Origin of the sequence: Parabacteroides sp. AM58-2XD (assembly GCF_003463685.1) — a bacterium.
In the GTDB taxonomy this organism is placed as follows: Bacteria; Bacteroidota; Bacteroidia; order Bacteroidales; family Tannerellaceae; genus Parabacteroides; species Parabacteroides segnis.
In genome coordinates this window covers 1-24,203 of sequence record NZ_QSDP01000099.1, presented here as the reverse complement: position 1 = coordinate 24,203, position 24,203 = coordinate 1, and the positions used below count along the sequence as shown (strand labels likewise).

Sequence of the window (24,203 nt, the reverse complement as noted above, 5' to 3'; positions counted from 1 at the left end):
CTTCCATGATTAAAACTTGTTTTGTGAATACTATCGTAGATTGGGACAGCGGTTTCTTGCTACTTTTCTTTGTCCGCCATCATGCTCACCGAAAGAAAGTAGGCGCTTTCGCCGCCGCCACTCAAAAACGGGTGTAGAGTCCCGTTACCATCGTGAACATTTCTTCCAGCATATCGCAGTATATGCCCTCGTGCGTTGCTATATCCTTTGTCTTGCACTCGAATGTCTTTTTACTGAACGTCCTGCGGTAGAAACGCATATTGTAAAGGTCTAAGCCGGCATCGTAGATGATGTCAAGGCGGTTTGCGCTCGTCTTGTTCCTCGCAAGGCTCATGCGTAAGCCGTTGCCCATGTCTATAAAGTCCTTGCTTCCCGTCATGGCGGCAAAGCGTCTGCCGCCTATTTGCTGTAAAATCGTCTTTGCTATCATGCTTTTCTTGGTTTTAGGTTGGCGGTGCGGATACCGCCAACTTGTTTAACATTCTGTTATCTCGGCAATGGGTGTGTTTCGTTTCAGCCATTCCATCAGGCACTCCATATTGTACTCGCTTGTGATGACTGCCGTATGGCTGTCAATGGCGGTAAACCTGCAGCTCTCGTAGTCGTCTATCCACCTTTTAGGGTATCAACTCCCCACGCTTCGGCATCGTCAAAGATACCGTCCAATACTTTGATAGGCTCGCTGAACTTCACTATCAGCGTTTGGTAGGCTGCGTTCATCGTCTGTCCTCCTTTTCTTCCTTTGCCGTGAGCCACTTGTCCCGTGCGGCTCGGCACTCGTCCAATGTGGGTTTGACACAAGAGAACAACTCTCCGTTTGTGGGATGGCGGTAGTCGTACTGCACAAGTGTCCGCTTGCGTCTGCCGATACCTAATTGGAAACGCTCGTATTTCTCCGTACCTGCTTCAGTGCAGGTGCTTATTCCGTTGATGGTCATTCGTGTTGCCATAATCGTTGATTTTAGAGTGGTTAAAAATGTACTGACAAAACTCTGTTGCGCATCACCATTTCGGGGTCGCTTGTATAGCGTTGGTGCAGGTAGAAATGGTGGGAGCCGAAGCCGTAAAGGAAGAACCTGTCAAGTTCGTGCTTCTCGGCAAAGTCCTTTACACTCCGTCTTAACTGCCCCTCACTCGTTGCAAGAGTGAGGAGGTTCACAAATTCAATGAACATCGTGGGGATTTTATCGTCCCACAGACAAACCATGCTTTCAATTCTTACTTCCATACTATTGGGTATTATAGGTTGATACTATGCCGCTTCCATCCGCTGGCGGATAAGGTTCACGTTGCTGTTCACAAGGTTTACAATGCGGTCGTGGTACTCGGTATTGGAATTGTGCAAGCCACGACTTTGCACCACTTCCAATGTCTTCAAGGAAACCTCCACCGTTTCTATGCGCTTGCCGTCAATGGTTGCGGATAGGATAAGGGAGTTCTTTTCAAGGAAATAGGAGTTGGAAAACACGCAATGGTGCAGTTCCGTCCCTTCCGCTGCAAACTCCGCAACGCTCTCCAACACACGCACCTGCAAAGTGCCGTCCGTGAAGGCTATGCCGAAAAATATGCCTTTGAGTTTGCGGTATGCCTTCTCGTGTTTCTTCGCTTGGCGGATGCGTTCCTCCAATTTCTTGCGCTCTATCTCCTTGTTGCGCTTGTGCATAAGTCTGTCATGTTCGGCTTTGAGGTCGGAGGGGCAGACGTACTTCGGGCTGTTCGTGTCCTTGCCGAAAAGCCGCAGGAGGTCTATGGTGTCACGCCACATGGAGCCGTCAGCAATGGTGTAGCCGTTGCGGATACATATCTTCACGGATGCCCAATACCTCTCTATGTCAAAGGAACTGCGGATATAGTGGCGCAACATGGGATATTGCCCTGCTTTCAACAGCGTTTCGGATCGGCTGTCGGAAAGGATAGCCGTGAAAAGGTCGTAAGGCAGTATGTTGTGGTATTCGCCATTGAAGCCGTTGCGTTTCAGTTCGGGAATGAAACGCTGTCGGGGATAAGTGCAGACGGGGTTTATATCGTATGCACGGAGTTTGTTGTTCTTGCGTACCTCCATGTCGCTGTATTCCGCCCATAGGTCGTAGTAAAGTATGGACATTCCTCGCAGTCGGGCGACAGTGACGGTTGTGCCTTTGGGCGAAATCCACCTTTGCACCACTTCATAAATGGAATACTCGGCTGCCTGCCCTGCCTTGTATCGGGATTTGACGAAGAAGAAGCGTATCACTTGGTACTGCTTGCAGGTGGTGATGATGCAGAAATACTCGTTCTCGTTGAAAACCCTCTTTCGGGTGCGCAACGCTTCCAACTCCATGCCGCAATCCGGGCATGTGCATCCGCAAACGGTGTCCGCAAGGTCGTGTTCACTTTTCCACGAATGTCCGCACTCGGTGCAGATGTTCGTGCCGTCCGCCCTCTTGATGGCGTAATGCTTGAAGCAATGGCGGAAAGCGTATGCCCTCTGTGTGGCGGTCAATTTCGGCAGTCGCTCGCTCAATCGTGCGACTTCCTGCTGTATGGGTGTTCTCGGTTTCATAATCAGAAATTGAATAGGTTGGGTTGTTGTACTTCTTGTGCGGTCGCTTTGGTGGCGGTTCTCGGCTTGCTGCGGTTCTGCAACTTGCGGAGTTCCTCCTCTTGGTATCTGCGGAGTGCGTTCTGCCGTGCTTCCGCCTTTTCCTCTGCCGTGAGTTCCACCACGTGGTTCACCGCCACTTGGCATTGGATTAGCTTGCCCACCTCTATCTCGTTCTCGTCATAGTAGTGGACTGCTTGCCCGAATATCTCCCCGTCCGTGAAGCCGTTGCAACCGCTCCGCTGCACATAGTTGAGAATGTAGGTGACGCAATCGTCTATGTTCTTGGCAGGGTTGCGGTAGTTCTTGGCAAAGAGCGTATCTTCCGCCGCACGTTGCTCCAAGTACATCTGTATCGTTCTCTTGAAATGTTCTGTTCCTTTCATATCGCTGTCGTTTTTATCAGTTATACATTTTTCCGTTTCCCAAAAACTCGTAGTCGTTGGCTGCGCAACTCTCCTCAAAACTCTCTTCGCTGCACTGGTATTCCATATCGTCACGGCACGACTTGAAGAAGCTGTCAAGGCACTTGTCCATGAGGTCGTACAGAGTGGTTCGGGTGTCGGGGGCTTTCAGAAAGTCGTAGATGGGTCGCAGGATGTCCTCGTCTGCGCAATAGCCTGTCAGTACGCAACAGTTATCCGTGAATATCCGGCTTCTACGTTGCTTATTGAAATTTCCTTTGAGGTAATAGGTTTTCGGCTTGAATAGGATGTGCCAATAGTTATTGACGATGTATTTCAGAAGCCGTATGCCGCAGAGTTCCTCCTCTTTTCCGCTGTAACGTGAGGTGAAACGGTAGGAATAACGGCACGTGTCGTAACTCCAATCGTTCACTTTGACTTTGAACACACTTTCAAATGCTTCCAGCGTGTTGCGGTTGTCACTGTCCCAACCGTATTCAAAAGTGCGTAGCCATTCATTGTATGCGGTATCTCTCGCTGCTGCGGAGAGTTCGGCTAATTGGAATAGGTCGTATGTCCTTGTTATCGTTCTCATATCGCTGTCATTTTAGATGGTCTGTTTCAGTATCTCTCTCCAATAGGTCGGCTGCACTTCGCTCAAAAGGAAGTCTGTAAAGTCCCTCCGTGCGTCCTTGTTCAGTTCTCGGTAGAGTTCACGGAACACGGATATGTTGCCGTTGATGTACGTTTCCACCATGTACACGAAGATGTTGTCCACCTCGTAGTATCTGCATTGCTGCGCTGCCGTTTTGCTGCTTCTCTTTGCCATGTCGGTAAGGGTTAAAGGGTGAATAACCAAAGGATGAAACCGAAGAAGGCGGTTGCGGAAAGGATAGCCACGATTACGCCTATCGCCACTCGGAACACTCCGTTTACAATCTCTCTAATGATGCCCCAAAGGATGCCGAACACCACGAAGGCGGTGCGCACAATCAAGCCGCATATCGCAAGCCCTATGTACTGCGCCATTTGTCTGAAATTTGCCGTTGCCGTCATATTTTCGCTGTTTTTGATTTTTTGTTTTTTTAATGCGGATTCAAGAGTTGAGGGAGTTGAGTTTCAAACTATCTTATCTGCCTCTCGTTTATCCGACATTTTTTTTATGCGTCTTTCTGTCGCATCGGTCGTTTTCGTTTCGGGTGCTTGAAAAGGTAGGGATTAGGGAATGCAAGGTTTTTCGGGAAAAATACTACCCATAGGGCTGGAGATTTTTTCCGAAAACAGGAGGCTTGACCTTGCATTCCCGTCCAATCCCGGAATTACCTTTGCGCCCAGAACGGAAATGACAACCTGATGCGCTCCCTGAAAGATGCGAAAATGGAGGTAAACGGAAGTGGAGGCAGATTGGACAGGAAAACTTCGAAAGAGAAATCCGTGAAAAAGGGAAAACGCCAAAAGGAAAAGGGACACTGCCGGAGGCGTGAAACCGGGCAAACCACCGGCAAGGAAGTATGATTTTATATGTTTGGCCGAGCGTGTCCGGTCTGACGGATAAAATCATTCTTCCCGGTTTGCCTGCCGTGTGTGACGGCTTGTTCCATTCATGGATCGGGCGGTCAGACACGGCTTTCCGCTTACGGCTCAAAGGAACAGCAAAAAAGAAAAATCGTCAGAAACCCGTAAAAGCACCTCTTTGGCATAAGCACAAAAGAAATGGGCCTTGCATCATCAGTCTAAACTGTTGTTTAGGCGTGATGCAAAGCCCTTTTCTCCGCTTATGCGGCAGTCGGCATACGTTCGTTCAAAATCCTTTTGTACGATGGTGTGCCGACGGATAAAATCGCTTTTACGGAAAAACTTGTATGAGAAGAAAAAAATTAGGGAGATTCATTTCAAAATCTCCCGTTTTATTGTTACTTTTGCATACGAAGAGTTCTTTGAAGGTTACGCAACGCGCAGAAGGATGATGCAGTAGATAACTAACTAAATCGTAACCTATTACTATCATGAGCAATTAACCTACGCTCAGCTCCAATAAATTACACTCTTTTCGTAACTTCACATAACAAATATACAAAAGCCCCCCGGAATAATATCCGAGGGGCTCCGATTTTTTATCCACTTCCCGAAAGGGAAACAGGAAAGAACTATTTCTTAACAATCTTCACAGTCTTCGCTTCACCATTCGTCAGGACGATCCGTACCAGATAGTAACCGCTACGCAACTGGCTCAAGTCGATAACCTGCTCAGGATTCCTGAACAATTTCTGAAGTTTACCGGATGCATCAATCACATAGATTGCTTCTACCGGTATTTCGGAAACGACTGTCGCATTGTATTCTACGATTGTAGGATACAAACCGACACCTTGTAAAGTGATCGACTCATTGCCTACTGCGCCCAACTTCACGTTGAAGGTCACAGAATCACGGTAAGCCAAGTGGTTTGTAGATTCCGGTATAGTGATATATACCTTGGTCACACCTTCGGATTTACCGATAACGTGTACGCCTTCTGCATGGTCACGTAAACCTGTAACATCAATACGTTCAGCAGCGAAAGATATCTTCGCCGGAGATTCGCAGTTCGCATACAGCAGAACGGAATCACCAACCGTAATCGTTGTCGATTCGACCGAATACTGTAATCCGGCTGCCGCTTTCGCAATGTTCAGCTTGCCAGGAACCAATGTCACGGCATAGTTGTCTTCGTCCGAACTCAGACAGTCGATAACCAGATCGTAAGTGCCGGCATTGACCGGTTTCACATTCGTTTTCACCGTGTAAAGGAAGTTCAGGGCATCCGGATTATCGTTGCCGACGAAGCCTTCATATACAGGTTTGAATTCCGGTATTTCATTACCGTAAACGATGTTGACGGTTCCGGCACTGATCTTCAATAAAGCCTCGATACAGTAAGTGTCCCCATACCTCCTACGATTGTATAGTTCGCACCCGGGTCGCCACCTTCTACATATAATGTATAATTACCTGCACCGGTTATGTCGCCGGAAACTTTTACAGAAGGAGCAGAAGACGCCTTGAAGTCGTCGCTGCCGATAAAGCCGGAATAAGTATATTCGAATGTCGACGGCAAAGCCTCACCGTAAGAGATCAATGCATCCTTCGGTTTCACATACACTTCACGCGGATTGATCTGCATCTTTTCCTTGCGGACAAGCAGTTCGGAACCGTTATGTTTCACAAAGATGGAGATGTTATAGGTTCCCGCATTGACCGGCAGATCGTAATCACCGTTATAAGTGACGATCGGAGTGTATGTGGTAATACCCTTCAGATCGGTCAGTTTTACATCGGCTGCTTTACCTTTACCATCGTAATCAAAGACCATATTACCTAATACGACATTGTAGTCTGCTTCGTTTTTCAGGCGTACTACTTTAAATACTTCCGACTTCAACGCTTCTTCCTGTCCGGATTCTGCATTGTAGCGGGCAGTAATGGTAACACCGTCGTTTTCTGTCAGCGCTTTTGCACGCAAATACCAGATGCTTTCCACCTTCTCAACCTGGATCAGAGCCGGATTGGATGATTCGTAAATAATCTGTGAACCTTCGGCAATCACGGTCGATCCTTGTTTTACAACTGCATTCAGACGAACCAGGTCACCCACGATCAGTTCATTCTGTATCGGAGTCCAAACCATGACATAACTGTTATCCGGATACACCTGATAGCGTGCCTTTCCTACAATTGTAATTTCATAGTTCGGATTTTCCTTGTTGATATCGGTGATACCGGTCAGTTCATAGGTGCCAACCGGTAAGATACCCGCCGGACGGTTATTAAGAACCAGGTTCTTGATACGGTTTCCGACAGCTACGGTAGCAGTCGAATCCAGCTGTTAGCCGATTCGTCGAGCTTGAAGCCTTCGTAAGAGATAAACTCTTTCTGAACTTCCGCTTTATTAAATTCAGGATCAGTTGAACCGTATGCTCTCTTGATTGTATCCAGACGGATGATCAACGGAGCTTTCGCCACTTCCAAGCGGACACTGTCGTTGGTCATTGTACCGGGAACCAGCGTGTTCATGATCAACTTATAGTTACGGTCCTTTGCCTGGAACGGAGGCTGGATAGACTTATCTTCGGTAACTACTTTGATATGCAGTGTATCGTTGTAAGAACCTGCATGCAACGTATTATCGGCAGCAACCGGCTTAACGACAACTTTCGGCATGAAGTCGATGATATCGTCAGGAGTTGTTGTTGTTTGATATTTCGCATCGAAGATGGCTAAGCCACGTTTTTTGTCGGCATCGTTCGGTTCGAACGTCCAGGTCGTATCCTTATCGGCTTCACCATATATACGGTCAACGATCACTTTCCAGACAGCCAGCGGACGCTGGTTGATAAGGAACGAACCGTCAACAGTTTTGAATGCGTAGTTCAGCGAAGATACTTTGTCGATGTTATCCACTTTGGCAACATACAAGCTGTCTTCTTTCTGATTCGGTTTCTCACGCTTCAGGTTTACTTCAGTCTTTTCTGTTGCTTTCTTGCCTTCATAATCGAAGTATCCGGCAAGCGGAACTACTTTGAAGCCTTTGTCGCCTTCGGCTGTCGCAGAAATATAATTTACTGCCTCAGCTGTTTTCGAGAACGCATAAGAAGGAGCACTACCAGTTTCCAGACGTTTAGCCAGATAGAAATAACCGTCAGGATTAGGTTCACCGTAAATCTTTTGCATTACCTTGACCGGTTTATCGTTGATAATAACTTCTGCATCAGCCGGGAATACGGTGATCGTGATGGTATCTTGCTTCACTTCGTACTTTCCTGCAGCGATTGCCTGGATATCGTAGTTAGAAAGAGTAGTCGACACTGTAGTTGTTGCTGCAGCATTTAACTCATAACTATATGTTCCAACATCACTTTTTGATTGACCTAATGCAGCCGAAGTAGCCGTATGAACTACCTGCAGTTTGGTTGTACCGAATAATGCCTCCAGCGTCTGGTCGTTCTTCAAAGTACCTTCTGTGATGAGGAGTTCTTTTCCGAAGATGTTCTTCACATTCGCATCGTCATACAAACGTGCGCTGTCGGGAACAGCCAGTGTCAGCGGAGATTGTTTTATCGTCAGAACACCTCCGAGAGAAGCTCCACCGGTAGATATCTGTAGATTCAACTCATAATTCTGAGCTTGTCCACCTTCCAACTGAATAACATGCAAGGTATTTGCTGCTGCCGTTTTAGTTGCAGTCGGGAAAGATACATTCGGCAATACATTCACTTGTGAATTAGTAAAAATAGCCTCCGTTTCATCATTTACGAACCCGCTGAACACAAAGTCTTTGGCAGACCAAGGAGTTGCCGGGTTTTCGTCTCCGTAGAAACGGCTGGTGTCTTTGGCTGCAATGCTCAATGTAGCCTTATTCACTGTCAATGTTCGAGTTATAGTCGCATCATTCCGGTTACTGGTAAAGAAAACTACATTCTCACCATTTGCCGTATAGCTAAAATAATCCGAAAGATTATCGGCTACAAACCCAAGAGCCTGTCCGCCTCCGACTGTCGGCGTCGCAGAAAATTTCAATACATTGGCTACGGTAGCACCGTCCTTGAAAGATACGGTTCCATTCAAACCGCTGGTCGTACCGTCCTCTGCTTTCACATACAGATAACTAAAACTACTACCTGTCAAGCCAGCATCGGAAACAACCGTATTCATGTCCTGTCCGTAAGTCATCGTTACCGGATCTGCGGCATTGAAACTTACATATATGGTATCGGGAACAGCCGTTTGCGCCTGCATGATACCGCCTGAAACAAGCATCAGGGGAAGCAGCATAAGCTGCTTCCTCGATGTTAATATTGATTTAATATATTTCTTCATACTAAATTAGTTTTACAGGTTACTTCTTAATGATCTTCACTGATTTGAAGGTTCCGTCTTCCAATGTTACATTGAGCAGATAGATACCTGATCCAAACGATGACAGATCAATAACAGATCCCGGTTTGCGAATTACTTTCTGCAACGTACCGTTCATCAACAGCAATTCAACTTGCTTGATTTCAGAAGGAGCGGCCACTGTTACAGAATGGGTAAACAGTCTCGGATATACTTCGATGTAGTCTGTTACTGTGATCTTTTCGTTATCGACAGACAGATATTCGTCGTCTACAAGGAATGTTACCACTACAGGTTCAGCTGCGTTATAGTTCTTGTTACCATGCTGCATAGCTGTAACCGTTACGGTTCCGGAAGTAACCGGAGTCAGAATCCATGCATCCCCAATCTGGTTCACGTATGCAACAGCATCGTTAGACGAATTGAATGTTACAGGAAGTTTACTTGAAGCAGAAGCGGTCAGAATAACATCTCCACCTTCTACGTCGATCACGCTTTCCGGATTCCATGTGATCTTCTGCGAAGCAGCGATAACAGAATATTTGCCGTCCACGTAAGAAACTTCGTAATTGTCTGAAGTATAGTTATCAGAGAATGTGATCGGATAAACTCCTGCATCTGATGTTCTTGTAACAGTCGAGCTGATACGCGGAGCGAAACCAAGATCTTTCAACGTCTCACCTTTCACGAAACCTGTAGCTGTATAAGTCAGTTCTTCCAGATCCTTGCCGTAAACCGATTCCTTATTATCTGCCAGGATCGTCAAAGCAGCTTTGCTGACTTTCAGGAATCCGGAAACATAAGTAACCACATAATTGCGACCGAAGTCCTGTGCCGAATACGGAGTCAGTTTATAAGAACCAGCCTTGCCGTTGTATGCTTCAATACGTACAACCGGAGCCTGACCAACCTTAAAGTCTTCACCATTCAGGAAGTCATTCTTATTATAATCGTAAGCATTTGCATAAGAAGGCAATTCATTGCCGTACTTGATGTCGAAGCTACGGGCTGTTACCACCACGGCTTTCGGAGCAATCACCATTTTATTCTTAGCGGTGTAAGCATAAGTGACAGAACCAAGTGTAGCCTTCACCGTTACAGTATATACACCGGCATCTGTCGGAGCATCCTGTGATGACGGATAAGTTGTCGGTACTGAACCCAGCTGGTCGCCTTCATAATAGATACTGAAGTCTTTCACTTCTTCACCTGTTTCTACGTCGGTCACCTTCACGCTGACAGTTCTAGGATTGCCGTCATAAATACTTGTTACGTTGGAAACGATCACGTTTACTTTAGCTGCGTCACCTTCCGGAGCGATCACTTTGATCGTACCTGTTACAGGAGTTGCATCTTCGTATGTATCGTCACCGTCTGCATATACCGTGATGGTTACATAGTTGTCGCCTTCCGTACGTACATGACCTGTTACAGCATACTTGCCTCTGGCAACTTCAGACAGGATAACACGTTCGCGATCGTTGCCCGACAGTTCGTAACGGATATCATTGATAGACGGCTTGCCGTCAGCTTCCGATTTCAGGTAAGCGGACAACTCAACAGTTTCACCGACCGGTATGACCAGATTACGCTGATCTTCCGGCCAGATGATCGTACGACGGATCTTATCGATAGACAACGTTCCGTTTTCATGCGTTACCGTATAGTTGCGTGCAACACCTTCTGTCGTGAAGTAGATGTCGTAAGAACCACGTGAATCGGATTTAGCATCCGTAGCGATCTTCGGCATTACAGAGAATACGTCTGCCAGATTTTCATATTCATTATTCTTCAAACCGATATACTCGATTTCAAGATCCGGGTTACCACCGCCATACGGACGGCTATAACTCTTCGCACGTACTGTCAGCGGAGCCTTCGTAACCGTCAGACCAGCATTAACAATAGTAGCACCTGTAATATCGAAGTTCGGAAGCAATGCTGCAATCTGTGCGGCAGCTGAAGAAGTCAGACGTAATTCATAAGTACCAACGTCTGTTTTCTTATTGACACCCGACAAATCCAACCAGCTTGTACGGTTCACATTTTCTGCATTCAGCAATTTGCTGATCTCTGCCTGGAATGCGTCAGACAATTTACCTGTCACAGCGGCATAAACGTCAGCATCTGTTGCATCTTCACCGTATTCACGGGTTACAGAAAGAGTGACAGTCAAATCTGCAGCTGTCAACGGCGCCGGAGTTACAGTTACTTTTGCCTGCGCTTCGCTGGCGGCAAACTTAACACCGATAACCGGAGTCAACATTTCTCTTGTCATATCATCAATTACGCGGAGTTGGTAATCGCCTATAGGAGCATCTGCTTCGTACACATCTTCGTCAACCGGCAGAATTGTTTCAAACAAGTCGATCACGTTCTTTTCAGCCAGCAACTTCGCAGCTTTCAGAGTCGGTTCAGTTACAAAGTTCAGTGCAACCTTCAGGTCTGCTGCCTTTGTCACTTCTGTTCCATATACTTTTGTATAAACATCTTTACCTGCTTTTACTTCTACGGTTGCCGCAGTCACTTTCAGATTAGCCAGATCAGTGTCGAGCTGTATGTCGAAGTTACCGATAGCAGATTTCAATGTAGAAGCATCAACGATACGAAGTTATAGTTACCTTGAGTCACGTTATTCTTGATCGAATCAACCAATACGCTATTCAGTGTATTCCCGTGGAATTGCAGTTTGTTGTTACGATACAACGCCCAATGTAGTTTATTCGTACTAAATAACTGGTTCCAGCGGGCTTCCGTCATTGCGGCTTTCTGATTTTCAGGATCTTCCTCGATAGATACCAAGCTAAATCCATAATCATCGGCAGCCAATGTCAGATTTGTCAGGTCGTAAACAGGAACACCGCTTACAATACTCCAGACACCTTTCAATTGTTCTTCGCTGAATGCAACAACGATACCCGGAGCTACCACTTTCACCGCATCTACAGCAGTAACAGCTTCCGAATCAGGAATAGTTGTAACTTCTGCGCCTTCGATAGCATAGACGAATGTATAATCGTCGGAAGTCAACTCTACCGTATAGCTGTAATTACCGATCACCGGATTTTGCTTATCCATCTGTTTGTTGGTAATCACCAGGTCTACCGCTACCATATTATCGGTTGTCAGCTTAGCATTCAATGCCAGGATATCATCGGTAATCTGTTTGATGATTTCCGCTTTCGTTGCTTTACCGAATGTGAAGGCAGCTTTAGCAGCTGTTCCTTCTTCGGCGGTTGCAGCCAAATAAGTAGGCAATGTAACAGTCAGTTTGCGCTGTCCGATTGAAACACCGTCACCCTGTTGATGTGCATAACCGACGAATGCTGTATTTCCGTTATAAGTAAATGTAAAGTTGTCCCATGCAGTCCGCTGGCCTTCTTTTACAGTAATCGTATAAGGATAGTCACCAACAGCAGGAGGAGTAGCACTTACATTATCCAGATTTATTGTAAACATATCAGACAAATTATCTGCCAGGCAAGCATACAGGCTGAATAGGTCGTTGTTGCCATCGATAAATTTGTTCAACAGGTCGTTTTCAATAGAGACTTTAGTTCTTCCGTATTTGTAAGAAGTTACCGGGAAGGTTAGTTCTATAGCCGCTTTGTTTACATTCAGCTTCTGGCTACCGGTCAGTGTAATCGCAATATTGTTAGTGACAAGATTTGCGAACACAACAGTATATCCATAACCCGCTTTTGCAGGAACAGGGCCTTCTGCCGGAGCATCCAAAGTCACAGTTAAGCTCTTCGCCGGTTTCATAAGTTTAGCCACATCTGCAAAGAACTTAGCATTGGCCGGATCTTCCAGAATAGCATTCTTGATAGAATCCTGCAAAGCAAGTTTCGTATTGATATCGCGGTAAGTAACGTTTACTAATGGCAATGTCACTTTATGTTTTGCTTTCTGGATAGCAACAGACAGTTTGTAGACAAATTCATTTCCGTCTGCTTCCAACTGTCCTTCACTTACCGTGTAAGCAAACTTATAGAATTTCTCGAAGTCTGCTTTATTGGCAAATTCCAGTTTATAACCATATACGTTAGTTACCTCCGGATATGAATTATCTGCAATCGCTTCCGATGTGTTGCCCGATTCGTTGTAGATCAAAGAAATCTTTCCACCCCAGTTACTCAAAGTAGGTATCTGCGGGAATAAAGCTTCTTTGTCAGCCTTAATCCGTTTCTGGATATCGGTCAGGATATCATTTCCATATTCTTCGGCAGTCTTGCCGAATGTCAGCGGATTCTTGATATAAGCCGGAAGTGCCGCATTCATATAGTAAGGAACTCCTGGAATATCACCCTCATCACCGAATGTGATCGAGCGGATATAAGTACCGGAGAAACCGCCTCCCAAATTAGGAAGAACAATAACACCGGACGGATCAAATTTCACATCTCTTACCTTTGATGAACTCTGGAAGAAAACAGTATAAGCCAGTGTACGAGGTATGTACAGAACCGAAGAAATAGTCACACCCATCAGATCCGGATTTGTCAACAGCAGATCTGCTTTAATCCATTGTTCTATCACCTCATCTGTCAGGCTACCGTCGTTCTTATTGAATGTATAAGTATTTAACTTGATCGTTAATACAGGACGGGCAATCAGGCCGAAGTTTCCGGTATATACATAAGAAGTACCTTCTGTGGTAACTCCTGTTGTACTGCCATTCACTGTGATCGATTTGAAATCTGCTACAGCATCGGTAAATACGACTTTATAAGCAGACTTGAAATCACCGTTTTTATCTGTAATATCTCTGTCGCGGTTGATATTCGGCAATGTTACATCACCAATATATTCAGCCAGACCCGGATTGGCAAACAGGATGGCAGATTTGATGCGTTCGATAATTTCCTTTTTCGTGATACCAGCCACAAAATCATATTCGAAATCAACACCGCTCATAGTCACGGAAGCATCCTTACATACGAAGTTTGCATCGTTACGGAGTTTGATTTCAACGCTGTTCACAAAAGTAATAACAATCTTATCTGTTGCGGAATTATCCACATACACATTCTGCATGTCAAGATCAACCGCCTGCAAATATTTGCTCTTGTTGATAGTGATCTTATAGCCATACGTTGTTCCTTCTGCTACTGCATTATTCTGACCGACAACCGTACCCTGGGCATTCAGAAGAGCCACGGCATAGTTAGGAGTATATTTGTTTCCGTTCTTTTCTACTGTCAGGATACCAGCATTCTTCAACAACAGATCGTTGGCTATCAGAGTCGTTACGTCTTTTGCTTTCCAGTCGTACACATACGTTTCCGAATACTTCGGCAGACGCATAGTTGTTGCTGTTGTCGGCAAAATCTTTACAAACAACAAGGCGTTATTGAATACACATACATTTTCTGTCGCCTGCAGATTTCCTGAAGATACAGAACCACCGGTCACAAATGTATAATCGTATTTCGATTTATAGTCCGGATCGGAAGGATCGGAAACTGTCACCGTATAAGCGATCTGTGTATTATCGGCTGTCGGTAATTGAGAGATACCCGTTACTGTAGCCGTTAATCCGGTTTCAGTAAACATCGTCTCGTTGATCGTATTGATAGAGGCGGCCAGATAAGCTGCCAAATCGGGAACAGAAGCAAACTCACTGCCTATCTCGATCGGATTTGTGATACGATCCGGCAACGCAATCGTTACAGATGTTTTCTTTACGGAAATAACATTCTTAACCTTATAACTATTTGTTGCTTTGTCAAACGATACAAATTGCGAACCAACCGAAGTTGTTGTTTTTCCACCATCCGTATAGTTAGCATCCAATGTAACAATATAACTATATACATTACCCGGTGTCAATTTACCACTGGTTACTTCCGAATTGAAGCCGTCGTTTGTATAAATCTTAACATCAGCGATACCTCTGATAGCTGATATCTGGCTCAGGATTCTATTCTTCGCCTTATTTACCGTCACGGCATCCAACTGTCCTAAAGCGGTAGTCTGCAACCAGACAGGGAGTTCTACTTCCCCAATCTTTTGCTGGCTGATCGTGAACTTGGCAGTAGCCGTAAAGACATCACCCGTTGCTCTTGTTCCGTTATCAACGGCTACTTTAGAGAAATCGTAAACATCACTGGTAGGCAATGTCAGTTTAAGGGTGTAGGTTCCTGCCGGAGGAGTCGGGGTTGTCAGTAAATCGTATTCCGTATTATCGGCAGCGACCAATGTCAGAGAATACCCCTGTGCCATATCCGGCATCTTATCCAGCGAAATAGCATTACGCAAGGATGTCGAAGGATCGGTACCATACGTTACAGCCGTAAATTTAGCCGGGAAAATAACTTTGCCGGTTGCGGCTACAACTGATTTCTTTACTTCTACTTTATTCACAGCATTGAAGCTGCCTGTCTGGCCTTCCAGAATAACCTGGGCTGCCGTAGTCTCAGCATCGGTGAAACCAATCTTCAGATCTTTCTTTGCACGAACATCAAAAGTATAGGAATAAGTACCTACTGCCAAAGGATATGCAGGCGAGCCTGTGATCTGTATGTTTTCGAACGAAAGCACGCCATCATTGATCAGCGTCTGGTTCTTTTTGGACAGACCGGCCAGGATAGCACTCTTCAATGCTGTTTCGTCCTGAACCTGGGCACTTATCGGAGTATAATTTGCTACTGTAAATACAGAAGCTTCAAGAGTCGGTTTTATTACAATACTGTTACCGACACCCACCAACTGTCTGTTTGCTATACCTTCTACTCTCGTCGGATCAATTGTTGTAACACCACTTATCTGGGCATTCGACCGGACAAAGTCAACGATCAGATCATCCGAATTAATGTTTATTTCAAATGTATATGTATAATTCTGTGCAGTTAACCCATCGATATAGACTGTACCGCCATTAGATATCTTCACATCTGAGATATGTATATCGTTCTTTTCAGTGCCTGGTATTTCGGCTTCTATCAGATTATAGATTTCATCAGCCAGCTCTACAGCATTGGCCTCGTTTCCTTTTCATAATGGGCTAAGATTTCCTTGGCCGGCACCTTTATAGTTACCACCTTTTTATCAGTTACAACAATAGCGCCTTCAACCAGGACAGAAACATTGGTTTGTCCCGGTTCTACCGGAGCAACATTTACACCGTCGGAACGGGTAAATGAATATTTAACCCCTGCCGGAGTCGTCAGCTTCGCCGTATAATGAAAAGTTCCTCCCGCCAGTTTATCAGAAGTAACAGGTCCAGTCGGACTGCTTAAAGTAATATCACTGGCATAAATCGGAGTTCCGGTTGAAGTTGTCAACCTGTCTGCAATGTCACTTTTTAAGCTGACTACATTAGCCAGGTTATCCGTAGCAGTAATGGTGTATAAAGGTAATTCAACTCTCTTTGTTACCGAGTTTATATTACCAATCGTATAAGCCACGGCATTTTCCCAGTTAACTCTCTGCTCGCATAAAGTAAAACTTACAACTTTACCATCTGCACCAACCCTCAATATATAATAATATATAGGATCATTATAAGTTAAATCAGGCGAATGTCTGGAATACTCTTTCATCCGGACCTCAGTAGTTCCTTCAATACTTGCCGGTAAACCTTCAAGCCTCGGACTATCATAAGAAGTCAAAGTTCCTAACTCAGAAACTATTGCACTAAAATCCTGTCCCTTAAACTGTTTGTTGGTACCATCCAAACGATCATCAAAAAACTGGGGACTGCTGGAGGATTCTGTTGTTATCCTTTGATATGCAATAATCAAACTTTTAACATCATCAGCCGTGGCTCCAAACTTAAGTTCATTAAGATTTCCATTATCCACATATGGAATCTCTCTAAACACAATTACATTACTGGTAGTAGTAATAGCCTGCGCTTGCGTCACAAACCCCACCAACAGTAATGCAAACAGAAGTAACCTTCTGCTTATATCAGTAAAGTATATTTTTCCCATACTTTATAGTATTTCATTTTTAATATTCTATTTCTATCACGCATTGATCCAATTCATGCAGGGGATATAATTTAGGGTACACTGCTGAACCTTCTCAAATATTTCACGTACGACACGTTCATTATGTTTAATGAGGAATCGTGGCTTTTCGTAAGACATTATTTATTTGCACTTTAAATAGGCAAAAAGGCCCCGGCCGTGAATAAATATTTACTGCCAGGGCCCAATTTTTTGTCCACGTTCCTGCTTCACAGCAATACTAGCGGAAGAATTTATATTTCATTACTTTAGTATTAATATCCGCTTTTTCGTCCTCACGGATTAGTTGGTGTCAGGTAGAGGCATTGCAAGCAACGCCTCTACTGCCGCCGCGCGGTTATCTATTTTAAATTATTGATTATAAACTTCTTTATATCAATAGTTATTCATTGTCTTACTTAACGACAGCCTTCACTGTTGTTCCATCAACTACAACAACTACGATTCCTGCCGGAGCATTGAATGTAACGTTGTCGGAATTGATTGTCGTGTTAGCGATTGTCTGACCCAATACGTTGCTGATGACAACATTCTTGTTTGCAGCATTCAGGATCGTTACCTTACCCTGGCCACCCAGAACTGTTACGTCAGTTGTATTAATAGATTCGTTGGATACCGGATCAAGTTCGTCAGCTTCATCGAAGTAGATGTCACCAGTAGAGGTAGCAGTCTTAGATGTAGCGAAGTCATAATAATCTTCCGACGGAATCATTTCTTCACCACCTACACATTCGTTGAATGCACGTACACGTGCCGTGTAAGCAGTTTGCGGGATCAGGTTATGAACAGCTATTGATGTTGCAGTAGCAGCAACCTTGAACGATTCTTCACCGTCGAAGTTGATATCATCCTGCCATTCGTAATATGCTGTAGGCAATGAACCTACTTCTGTTCTCCAGTCACCAGTATTGAACTCGCCACCGTTGATAGGCATACCCTGAACAGGTTTTCTAACCATCCATGTTGCAGGAGTATCGAACAGATAGATATCGATCTGATGTGCATCAGTCTGGAATCCTTCCATCAAGCGGATTGTATACTTAACCGGTTTCGTGATATCGGTAGTCAGATCCATGTTGTCCATCTGGTGGGCAATCGGAGCATAACCCCAGTTTCTGTCGATCGGCTGGGTATTACCCTGCAATTCGAAGTTGTCTACACTTACCTTAGTTACTTCTTTCTGCGGTTTACCTGCTGCATCTGTATATTCTTTAGTTACTTCCAACCAGTAGTTAACTTTGTTATCACGGTGGATAACATCACCTGTTGCGTTGAACAATTCAACCCAGATAGTTCTGCTTGCATCGTCAGCACGTACTTCAGACATAAATACATCTTCAGAAGTATACTTCGGAGTGAAGCGACCTACAGCAACCTGATAGTATTGAGCACCCGGAGTGGCTGTCCACTTGATACGAGCATCGCTACCACCTACATCACCTGGTTCCATATCTTTAATATACGGCATTTCAAGACCGGCTGTGAATGCCAGCGGCAGATTCTTCTGTACATCACATACAGCTGACAGAGACAATGCGTTTTCTACGTCGCAAAGATCTTCTACATTCGGAGTTGCACGAACACCGATCTGAGCAGCTACGTCGCCACGAAGAACATCGTTCACCAGGTCGTTTTCACCACCCTTGAATGTATAAGGATTTTCTTCTGCTGTTGCAGCCAGTTCCATAGATTTCTCACGGATGAACAGTTTCACTTCTTTTGCTTTGTTTGTTCCGAATGTGAACAAGTCAGAAGCACTCAACAAGTTGATTTCCTGTTCTACCTTAGATTCTTCACCACTTACAGTAGTACCGTAATGAGGCAGGTCACGACCCTGGATATAGAATACAGAATCTTTAGAAGCACCACCATTTACAACACCGAACTGGAATCCTTCGATCTTATTCTTACCGGCAGCGTCAGAGCTGAACCATACTTCAGGAACTTTCACGTCACCCTTGATACCAGCTGTCAATGTATCGTTCACATTGATTCCGTAAGGAGCCCAGATACCGAAGTGTGCCCATCTTTCGTCGTTAACTGTCAGATTATGTTTATAATCATCCAGGTCGAAGAAGTATACGCGGTTGTAAGCTTCTGCGTCAGCACCATGCTGTTGCGGAGCCAGACGGATAGAGTCTTTTGCATAGTAGCGAGCCCACATGCCTCTTTCAGAACCACTGGTAATTGTATCGATAGACATTTCAAGACCGTTACGATCTTTCGGATCGAACTTAGCAGAAACCAATGCCAATATTTCACCGTATTTGTTCGGAGAAATCTGAACCATAGTACCTACTGTATCTACTCTACCATAAGCTTCACCGTTCAGGTCGCCCAGAACTGTTACTTCATATTCGAATGCACCCTTCTTATTAGAGAATACTTCCATGTCAACCGGGTCAACGATGTTCAAACCTGCGATGATGAACTGACCGTCGCGTACCGGATAGCAAGTATTTACATAACGAGTCTTGTAATCCTTACGGAACATTTCGTTATAGATAAAGTTAGGAGCAGGAACCCAGTTTTCGCTTGAACTGCCAGAAGAAGAAACTCTATCTGCTACACTACCGCCACCGCAAGAGTTGCAAGAGCCGAACTGTTGAGTCAGGAATGAATAGAAGCTAGTATAAGAACCGATGATCTTATCAGCATTCATTGTAGTGATCAAACCTCTGTCGGTAGTACCGAATGTATAGAACTCATTCCAGCCTTTTTTGTTAGATGCAGTTGCACCGAACTGAGCTACGTGGTTGAATACGTTAGGAGTTCCGCCAAAACATTCGTTCCAGCTTTCAGCTGCGATCGGAAGCAGATTCACGTCATTGTAAGGAACATACTTAACAGTCATGTCAAGACCCATTTCTTCCACATACTGTACAGCATAGTCGTTATCCAGGTCCACTTTATAGACCAAAGTATCGCCAACGCTCAAACCGATAAATTTACCGAATGTAGCACCGTTATATTCTTCGATCGGTTTTTCCTGAGAACCTTTCTTCACATATACTTTCGCAAAGTCAAGGCTTTCACCAGAGAATACGAATGCATTTGTATGATAGATAGCGTCGTCAACGTTCTCAGTCTTAGAGAACTGTTCTTTGAAGACCTTGATTGAAGCAACTGTACCACCTTCTACATCAGGTTTCAAACCTGTAGCAAAGATCTTAACAGTGTGAGGTCTTGACTCATATTTGTAACCATCCCATTCGTCGAACGGAGCGAAGAAGAAGTCCTTACGGTCGATCTTTTCGAAGTATTTTACTAATTCTGAGCTCAGAACACCCATAGCATGGCTTAACAGAGACTGATCGGTATCTTTGAACCATACGAATGTATTGTTTCCGTAGATCTTGATCGGTCCTTCATATACAGTGCCTTCTACTTTCTTATCCATCAGATCCTGACCGGTGAAAGTATAAGTTGTACCATCCAATGTCTTTCCATTTTCAAAATATCTTGCGATAGACGCATCGTAAGTCAGAGCCGGGTTGATAGTATATGTTTCATTTACATACTTAGACTCGTCGTCACCGATATTCACATCACCACGGTGATATTTGAAGATAGCGTTAACGCTAACGATATTCGAATAGATATTACCTGAACAGTCGATAACTTTCACTGTTGCGTCAGTACCTACAACTTCAGGATAATCTTCTATACAACAATCCGGACAACCATGTTCTTCCAACCATGCAGCATAGTCGGTGTAGCTATGTCCCTGAACTGTCATCGGCAGATAACGACCCGGTACATAAGTTGAATCTTTCTTACCATCTTTTGTATAGACGATCTTCCAACCCTTGATATTTACATCGTCATCATAACGGCCTGTTGAATGCTTCGGAGCTTTTGTCTGGTTAACCAGCAGCAATTCACCATAATGCATTTCACTCATTTCGCGTCCGTTGTTGAACGAGTTGAAATAAGGCAAGTTCTTGAAACTAACTTTTGCAGTCTTATAATCCAGATATTCGTCGAAGAACAGATCGTTCAATTCGTTATATTCAGGAATAGATGTAGCCTGAAGTGCATAACGAGCTGTATCCGATGCTTCTGCTGTGATTGTAGACCAGATATAATCATCTTTGTCAAATGCTTTTACTTCTTGCGGAGCAAAGTAGTAAGTGAAACGAGCGCTTGATTTGCAATCGCGATCGTCTGTTGCATCTGTCTGAACAAAATATTCACGAGGAATAAGATAAGTTACTTCCTTACTTACACCCGGTGTACCCGTTCTACCAATCTTACCATCATCAAACATTTTATCCAAAGAAACAAAACCATCGACTTCCGCCAGATTGCTTTCTTTAGAAACTTCCATCTTATCTGCGATAAACGGATACTTAACGTTCAATTTGTAATATGCCAGTTCTTCCTGCGGAGCAGCATCCTGATCTGCTTCGTAAAGACCATCACGGAATGCAGCACTGAATTTATCGGTATATACGTTGTTAGTTTTACTATAGTTATTCTTATATAACGTATTCCAGAACTCAACGTTTGTTACCAATGTATCAGGAGCACAAGAAGTGTTACGTCCGGCACCAGCTTCAAATACTTTTGCATTAGCTGCACCGAAAGCAACATCCGGGCGAGTAAACGCCAATCTTGCATTCGTAAATACAGTTAACGGTTCAGTGTCTGAAGAACCTGTATCACTTTCCGGATCTTCTACTGACTTGGCACCTCTTAACATTACAATGATAATTTTGTTATCAAGGGACCCCTGCTGCCATGAATTCGGATTCTGATTGTCAGCATCCGATACACTGGCTTTCACATGTGTAGTATGTCTTTCACCGATCGTGTGGTTCTTTGCAGTAAAGATAGCGCGATCGCTAACCATCTGCCTACATATGAGCCATCCAGGTTATAAACATAGACATCATAAGTCCAGTCGATCTTACGGTTAACCAGTTCCGTGTTACCAAAAGCACGAACATCCAGTTCAACGCTTTCAACACCAGTCAGCCCTTTTGTGCTATACACAAAGTCTACACGTGCACTGGCGTTCTGATTCTGATAAATACCTAAGCCTGTATTGTTGGCAGCATCCGTAAACTTCATATATTCGGCAGTATTCATAATCTCATGATTCTGAATCTGCGAATAATCCATTTCCAGATATTTACCTGTAAACGGTTTCTGATAGTTACCGCTTGTTGGATCCACATTTAGGAATGTTGCAAAAACACCATTCATCACACCAGCTCCCATTTGTGTAAAATCGATCAACGACTCATAGTTTCCATAAGAAGTTGAATTTGCAACCCAATGATCATGAACATTCACCCGCTCAGTAAGCTTCATCATGCTCTCTGTAACAAGACCACCTTCGTCTTCCCACTGGGCAACACTGTTCACGGTTTTATACCACGGCGCCTTAATATTAGCATAGTCCGGATCTGCTGCATTCAGCATCGGAGACAAGCCATAAAAAGCCATAGCACATAAAAGAGCGGCCGACCCGCCTTTTACCAAAGTACTTTTTCTCATACGTAAAACATTTAATTAATAAAATTATGATCTATACTCAAATTGACTATTTTTCGTCCATTTAGCTCATTTCAACCGCCTAAACCCGTAGGACACAAGAAAAAGCATTTTAGGGGAACTGTTAAATGCCTGTATATGGGCATCTTTTTTACTCATCGATTACCGATTTGGCGAGTTTAAACGTTCCTTTTTTCTCGCCACGCGTTTAAGATTCTTTTACTTTTGTAACAGGAATAGGGTATTTTGTCCTTGTTTCCGTATCGTACTGATAAGAAAGCAGATAGAAAAGTGAAAAAAGTTCTGAAAAGAATTGCAGGTTCAAAAGGAATGCGTATTTTTGCTGCAAGAAAAAAAGGAACGTTTTTTTTAGTCATTCAAAATCCGGTCTCCGCCCTTGATTAATATTCCATACAAAGGATTCATCCTATTTGTTAAAGCATCTTTTTTTACTCAACGGGAGTGTTCTGTAAGTACATAAAACTAGCGTACCTGTACTTTAATATTAATAAATATATACCCAAAATTATCCATACTTCCAAGTTGTATAATAAAAAATTATTTGCATTTATATAAATGTAATATGCACACTATGACTACATCTCCCGATTATCATTTTGTCACCTCCCATCAAATAAATCAGTTCAACATGCTAACGGAGATACGGGTTCGTTCAAGATTTGTCAGTAACCAAAAGATCAAGGGAAAAGTTGGTTCAACAATTTCTATAATCGGAAAACAACTATTTCCGGAATCAAATACTATAATATAAGTCTGTTTGTTATCCGATTCGCCCTCCTTATGAATTGCAGACTATTGCCTTCAGCTTTCAGATGTTCTGAATAGAATGTTTTTCAACACGTCCGACTGAAGGGAGGAAACTGCTAAAAAATGTATACGAGAATTCAAGGTTAAATAGCTGTCGGCAAAATAGAAGACTTTTGTCTTCAAATATATACACTTGTCATCCCAAAAGCTGTCTTGACAATTCGGAACACCTATGCTTTTGGGACGGATAACTTCCCGCCGGCCAATGGATAACTATTCGTTGGCGAACGGATGCCTACTTATCGGAATCTACTTCCTGTGTAAGGCATCCTTCAGGCGGATCCGCTATTTTTCAATCAGTTATCTATCCTGAAATCTGAAAGGTGAAGTTTGAAAACTTTATTGGAGGGTGGTTTACAGAACGATGGACTCGCTCAATGGAAGTTAAAAATGAATCTCTTTTCGTTCCGGCAATGCCGGCATCAGTTATCGTTACCTGTCATCCGGCAATGTGACTTTTTAAATTAGTTCTTTCATTTCCTATAAAGAGATAAAGGAGGAACTATTACATACCTCCTTATCTATTGTCTCTTAAGTCCCTACCCAGTAAAGCTACCCTGTACACCCTAGTCGGTTAGGGTGTACACCTCATCCCGTTACCCTGTACACCGTATTCAATTCCTCCGTACAGGCCAGTAATACTAACTAACTACTAATAAACTAGTTGATAGTCGCTTTTAATATAATAGCCAGTAACCTATGAGAGAACATTCGATGACAATTTCACCACGCTGACACAACAGTTGTGCACAACTGTTGGCAAACATACGAGCTATGAATGGTTCATTTATTGTCAAATTTGAGCTATCTTTTATAGCAACAGGTTGTACCTGGCTCCCCTCTGGAGAGGGGGAAGGGGGTGTGTCATATCCCCGCCATACAACCACCATAATCAGAGTCACTTGACTATTACAGGTTCATTTGCCGTTTGCTTCAGCTGACGGTTTACAAGTTGTTTCTCTCTTTTGGCTTCAGCCACATTTCTCCTAGATAGAAACCTGTAAGAAATGGGACTAAAGTCCAATGAGATAACCCCTT

18 protein-coding genes and 1 pseudogene are annotated in these 24,203 nt (G+C 43.9%); 2 read left to right on the top strand and 17 right to left on the bottom strand.

The features are described from left to right. Positions 1-121: 121 nt before the first annotated feature. From DXA15_RS19705 to DXA15_RS19665, 9 genes and pseudogenes are all read right to left on the bottom strand, one after another. On the bottom strand, positions 122-430 hold the full coding sequence (locus DXA15_RS19705) for a hypothetical protein (protein WP_008151539.1): 309 nt from the start codon (positions 428-430) through the stop codon (positions 122-124). A gap of 45 nt (positions 431-475) precedes the next feature. Beyond that, a pseudogene (locus DXA15_RS19700) lies at positions 476-720 on the bottom strand (hypothetical protein). Beyond that, on the bottom strand, positions 717-950 hold the full coding sequence (locus DXA15_RS19695) for a DUF3873 domain-containing protein (RefSeq protein WP_008645973.1): 234 nt from the start codon (positions 948-950) through the stop codon (positions 717-719). The pseudogene DXA15_RS19700 and the gene DXA15_RS19695 overlap by 4 nt, the downstream one beginning before the upstream one ends. A 20-nt stretch (positions 951-970) precedes the next feature. After that, positions 971-1,228 (bottom strand): hypothetical protein, encoded by a 258-nt coding sequence (locus DXA15_RS19690; protein ID WP_008645971.1) that lies wholly within the window; start codon positions 1,226-1,228, stop codon positions 971-973. A 24-nt stretch (positions 1,229-1,252) separates the two neighbouring features. Further along, positions 1,253-2,542: a PcfJ domain-containing protein gene (locus DXA15_RS19685; protein ID WP_008645969.1), complete on the bottom strand. Its 1,290-nt coding sequence runs from the start codon at positions 2,540-2,542 to the stop codon at positions 1,253-1,255. 2 nt (positions 2,543-2,544) lie between these two features. Continuing rightward, positions 2,545-2,967, bottom strand: a complete 423-nt coding sequence (locus DXA15_RS19680; RefSeq protein WP_008645968.1) for a PcfK-like family protein — start codon at positions 2,965-2,967, stop codon at positions 2,545-2,547. Between the two features lie 16 nt (positions 2,968-2,983). Then, the gene (locus DXA15_RS19675) at positions 2,984-3,580 is read right to left on the bottom strand and encodes a hypothetical protein (protein ID WP_008645966.1); all 597 of its coding nucleotides are present in this window, start codon (positions 3,578-3,580) and stop codon (positions 2,984-2,986) included. A 12-nt stretch (positions 3,581-3,592) separates the two neighbouring features. Continuing rightward, entirely contained in the window at positions 3,593-3,814 is a 222-nt protein-coding gene (locus DXA15_RS19670; RefSeq protein ID WP_005850431.1) for a hypothetical protein, read from the bottom strand. Positions 3,815-3,825: 11 nt separating this feature from the next. Further along, on the bottom strand, positions 3,826-4,041 hold the full coding sequence (locus DXA15_RS19665; protein WP_008645962.1) for a hypothetical protein: 216 nt from the start codon (positions 4,039-4,041) through the stop codon (positions 3,826-3,828). 297 nt (positions 4,042-4,338) lie between these two features. Between DXA15_RS19665 and DXA15_RS25320 the strand changes: the two genes are divergently transcribed. Beyond that, entirely contained in the window at positions 4,339-4,500 is a 162-nt protein-coding gene (locus DXA15_RS25320; RefSeq protein ID WP_153868481.1) for a hypothetical protein, read from the top strand. Beyond that, positions 4,497-4,823 (top strand): hypothetical protein, encoded by a 327-nt coding sequence (locus tag DXA15_RS27065; RefSeq protein ID WP_225720073.1) that lies wholly within the window; start codon positions 4,497-4,499, stop codon positions 4,821-4,823. Before DXA15_RS25320 ends, DXA15_RS27065 begins: the two co-directional genes overlap by 4 nt. Positions 4,824-5,132: 309 nt before the next feature. Here the strand turns inward: DXA15_RS27065 and DXA15_RS27060 are convergent, their stop codons facing one another. The 8 genes from DXA15_RS27060 to DXA15_RS27035 all read right to left on the bottom strand — a co-directional run bounded on the left by DXA15_RS27060 (position 5,133) and on the right by DXA15_RS27035 (position 22,340). Continuing rightward, positions 5,133-5,885 carry an MBG domain-containing protein gene (locus DXA15_RS27060; RefSeq protein WP_233567466.1) on the bottom strand — a complete coding sequence of 251 codons (753 nt, stop codon included), beginning with the start codon at positions 5,883-5,885 and terminating at the stop codon, positions 5,133-5,135. Beyond that, the gene (locus DXA15_RS27055) at positions 5,882-6,652 is read right to left on the bottom strand and encodes an MBG domain-containing protein (protein WP_233567465.1); all 771 of its coding nucleotides are present in this window, start codon (positions 6,650-6,652) and stop codon (positions 5,882-5,884) included. The genes DXA15_RS27060 and DXA15_RS27055 overlap by 4 nt, the downstream gene beginning before the upstream one ends. A 173-nt stretch (positions 6,653-6,825) precedes the next feature. After that, positions 6,826-8,841 (bottom strand): MBG domain-containing protein, encoded by a 2,016-nt coding sequence (locus tag DXA15_RS27050; protein WP_233567464.1) that lies wholly within the window; start codon positions 8,839-8,841, stop codon positions 6,826-6,828. A gap of 19 nt (positions 8,842-8,860) precedes the next feature. Further along, on the bottom strand, positions 8,861-11,446 hold the full coding sequence (locus DXA15_RS27045; RefSeq protein ID WP_233567463.1) for an MBG domain-containing protein: 2,586 nt from the start codon (positions 11,444-11,446) through the stop codon (positions 8,861-8,863). Beyond that, positions 11,443-15,753, bottom strand: coding sequence for a hypothetical protein (locus DXA15_RS27040; protein ID WP_233567462.1), 4,311 nt, complete (start codon positions 15,751-15,753; stop codon positions 11,443-11,445). The genes DXA15_RS27045 and DXA15_RS27040 overlap by 4 nt, the downstream gene beginning before the upstream one ends. A 77-nt stretch (positions 15,754-15,830) precedes the next feature. Continuing rightward, positions 15,831-16,796 (bottom strand): hypothetical protein, encoded by a 966-nt coding sequence (locus tag DXA15_RS19635; RefSeq protein ID WP_128135163.1) that lies wholly within the window; start codon positions 16,794-16,796, stop codon positions 15,831-15,833. A gap of 433 nt (positions 16,797-17,229) precedes the next feature. After that, positions 17,230-21,690, bottom strand: coding sequence for a DUF6383 domain-containing protein (locus DXA15_RS19630; RefSeq protein ID WP_233567461.1), 4,461 nt, complete (start codon positions 21,688-21,690; stop codon positions 17,230-17,232). Further along, positions 21,621-22,340 (bottom strand): hypothetical protein, encoded by a 720-nt coding sequence (locus tag DXA15_RS27035; RefSeq protein ID WP_233567460.1) that lies wholly within the window; start codon positions 22,338-22,340, stop codon positions 21,621-21,623. The genes DXA15_RS19630 and DXA15_RS27035 overlap by 70 nt, the downstream gene beginning before the upstream one ends. Positions 22,341-24,203: the final 1,863 nt, after the last annotated feature.

Bases quoted from the DNA above. Each gene is read 5' to 3' on its own strand.
- DXA15_RS19705 (WP_008151539.1), bottom strand. From the start codon at position 430: ATGATAGCAAAGACGATTTTACAGCAAATAGGCGGCAGACGCTTTGCC.
- DXA15_RS19695 (WP_008645973.1), bottom strand. From the start codon at position 950: ATGGCAACACGAATGACCATCAACGGAATAAGCACCTGCACTGAAGCA.
- DXA15_RS19690 (WP_008645971.1), bottom strand. From the start codon at position 1,228: ATGGAAGTAAGAATTGAAAGCATGGTTTGTCTGTGGGACGATAAAATC.
- DXA15_RS19685 (WP_008645969.1), bottom strand. From the start codon at position 2,542: ATGAAACCGAGAACACCCATACAGCAGGAAGTCGCACGATTGAGCGAG.
- DXA15_RS19680 (WP_008645968.1), bottom strand. From the start codon at position 2,967: ATGAAAGGAACAGAACATTTCAAGAGAACGATACAGATGTACTTGGAG.
- DXA15_RS19675 (WP_008645966.1), bottom strand. From the start codon at position 3,580: ATGAGAACGATAACAAGGACATACGACCTATTCCAATTAGCCGAACTC.
- DXA15_RS19670 (WP_005850431.1), bottom strand. From the start codon at position 3,814: ATGGCAAAGAGAAGCAGCAAAACGGCAGCGCAGCAATGCAGATACTAC.
- DXA15_RS19665 (WP_008645962.1), bottom strand. From the start codon at position 4,041: ATGACGGCAACGGCAAATTTCAGACAAATGGCGCAGTACATAGGGCTT.
- DXA15_RS25320 (WP_153868481.1), top strand. From the start codon at position 4,339: ATGCGCTCCCTGAAAGATGCGAAAATGGAGGTAAACGGAAGTGGAGGC.
- DXA15_RS27065 (WP_225720073.1), top strand. From the start codon at position 4,497: ATGATTTTATATGTTTGGCCGAGCGTGTCCGGTCTGACGGATAAAATC.
- DXA15_RS27055 (WP_233567465.1), bottom strand. From the start codon at position 6,652: ATGGTTTGGACTCCGATACAGAATGAACTGATCGTGGGTGACCTGGTT.
- DXA15_RS27050 (WP_233567464.1), bottom strand. From the start codon at position 8,841: ATGAAGAAATATATTAAATCAATATTAACATCGAGGAAGCAGCTTATG.
- DXA15_RS19635 (WP_128135163.1), bottom strand. From the start codon at position 16,796: ATGGGAAAAATATACTTTACTGATATAAGCAGAAGGTTACTTCTGTTT.
- DXA15_RS19630 (WP_233567461.1), bottom strand. From the start codon at position 21,690: ATGGTTAGCGATCGCGCTATCTTTACTGCAAAGAACCACACGATCGGT.
- DXA15_RS27035 (WP_233567460.1), bottom strand. From the start codon at position 22,340: ATGAGAAAAAGTACTTTGGTAAAAGGCGGGTCGGCCGCTCTTTTATGT.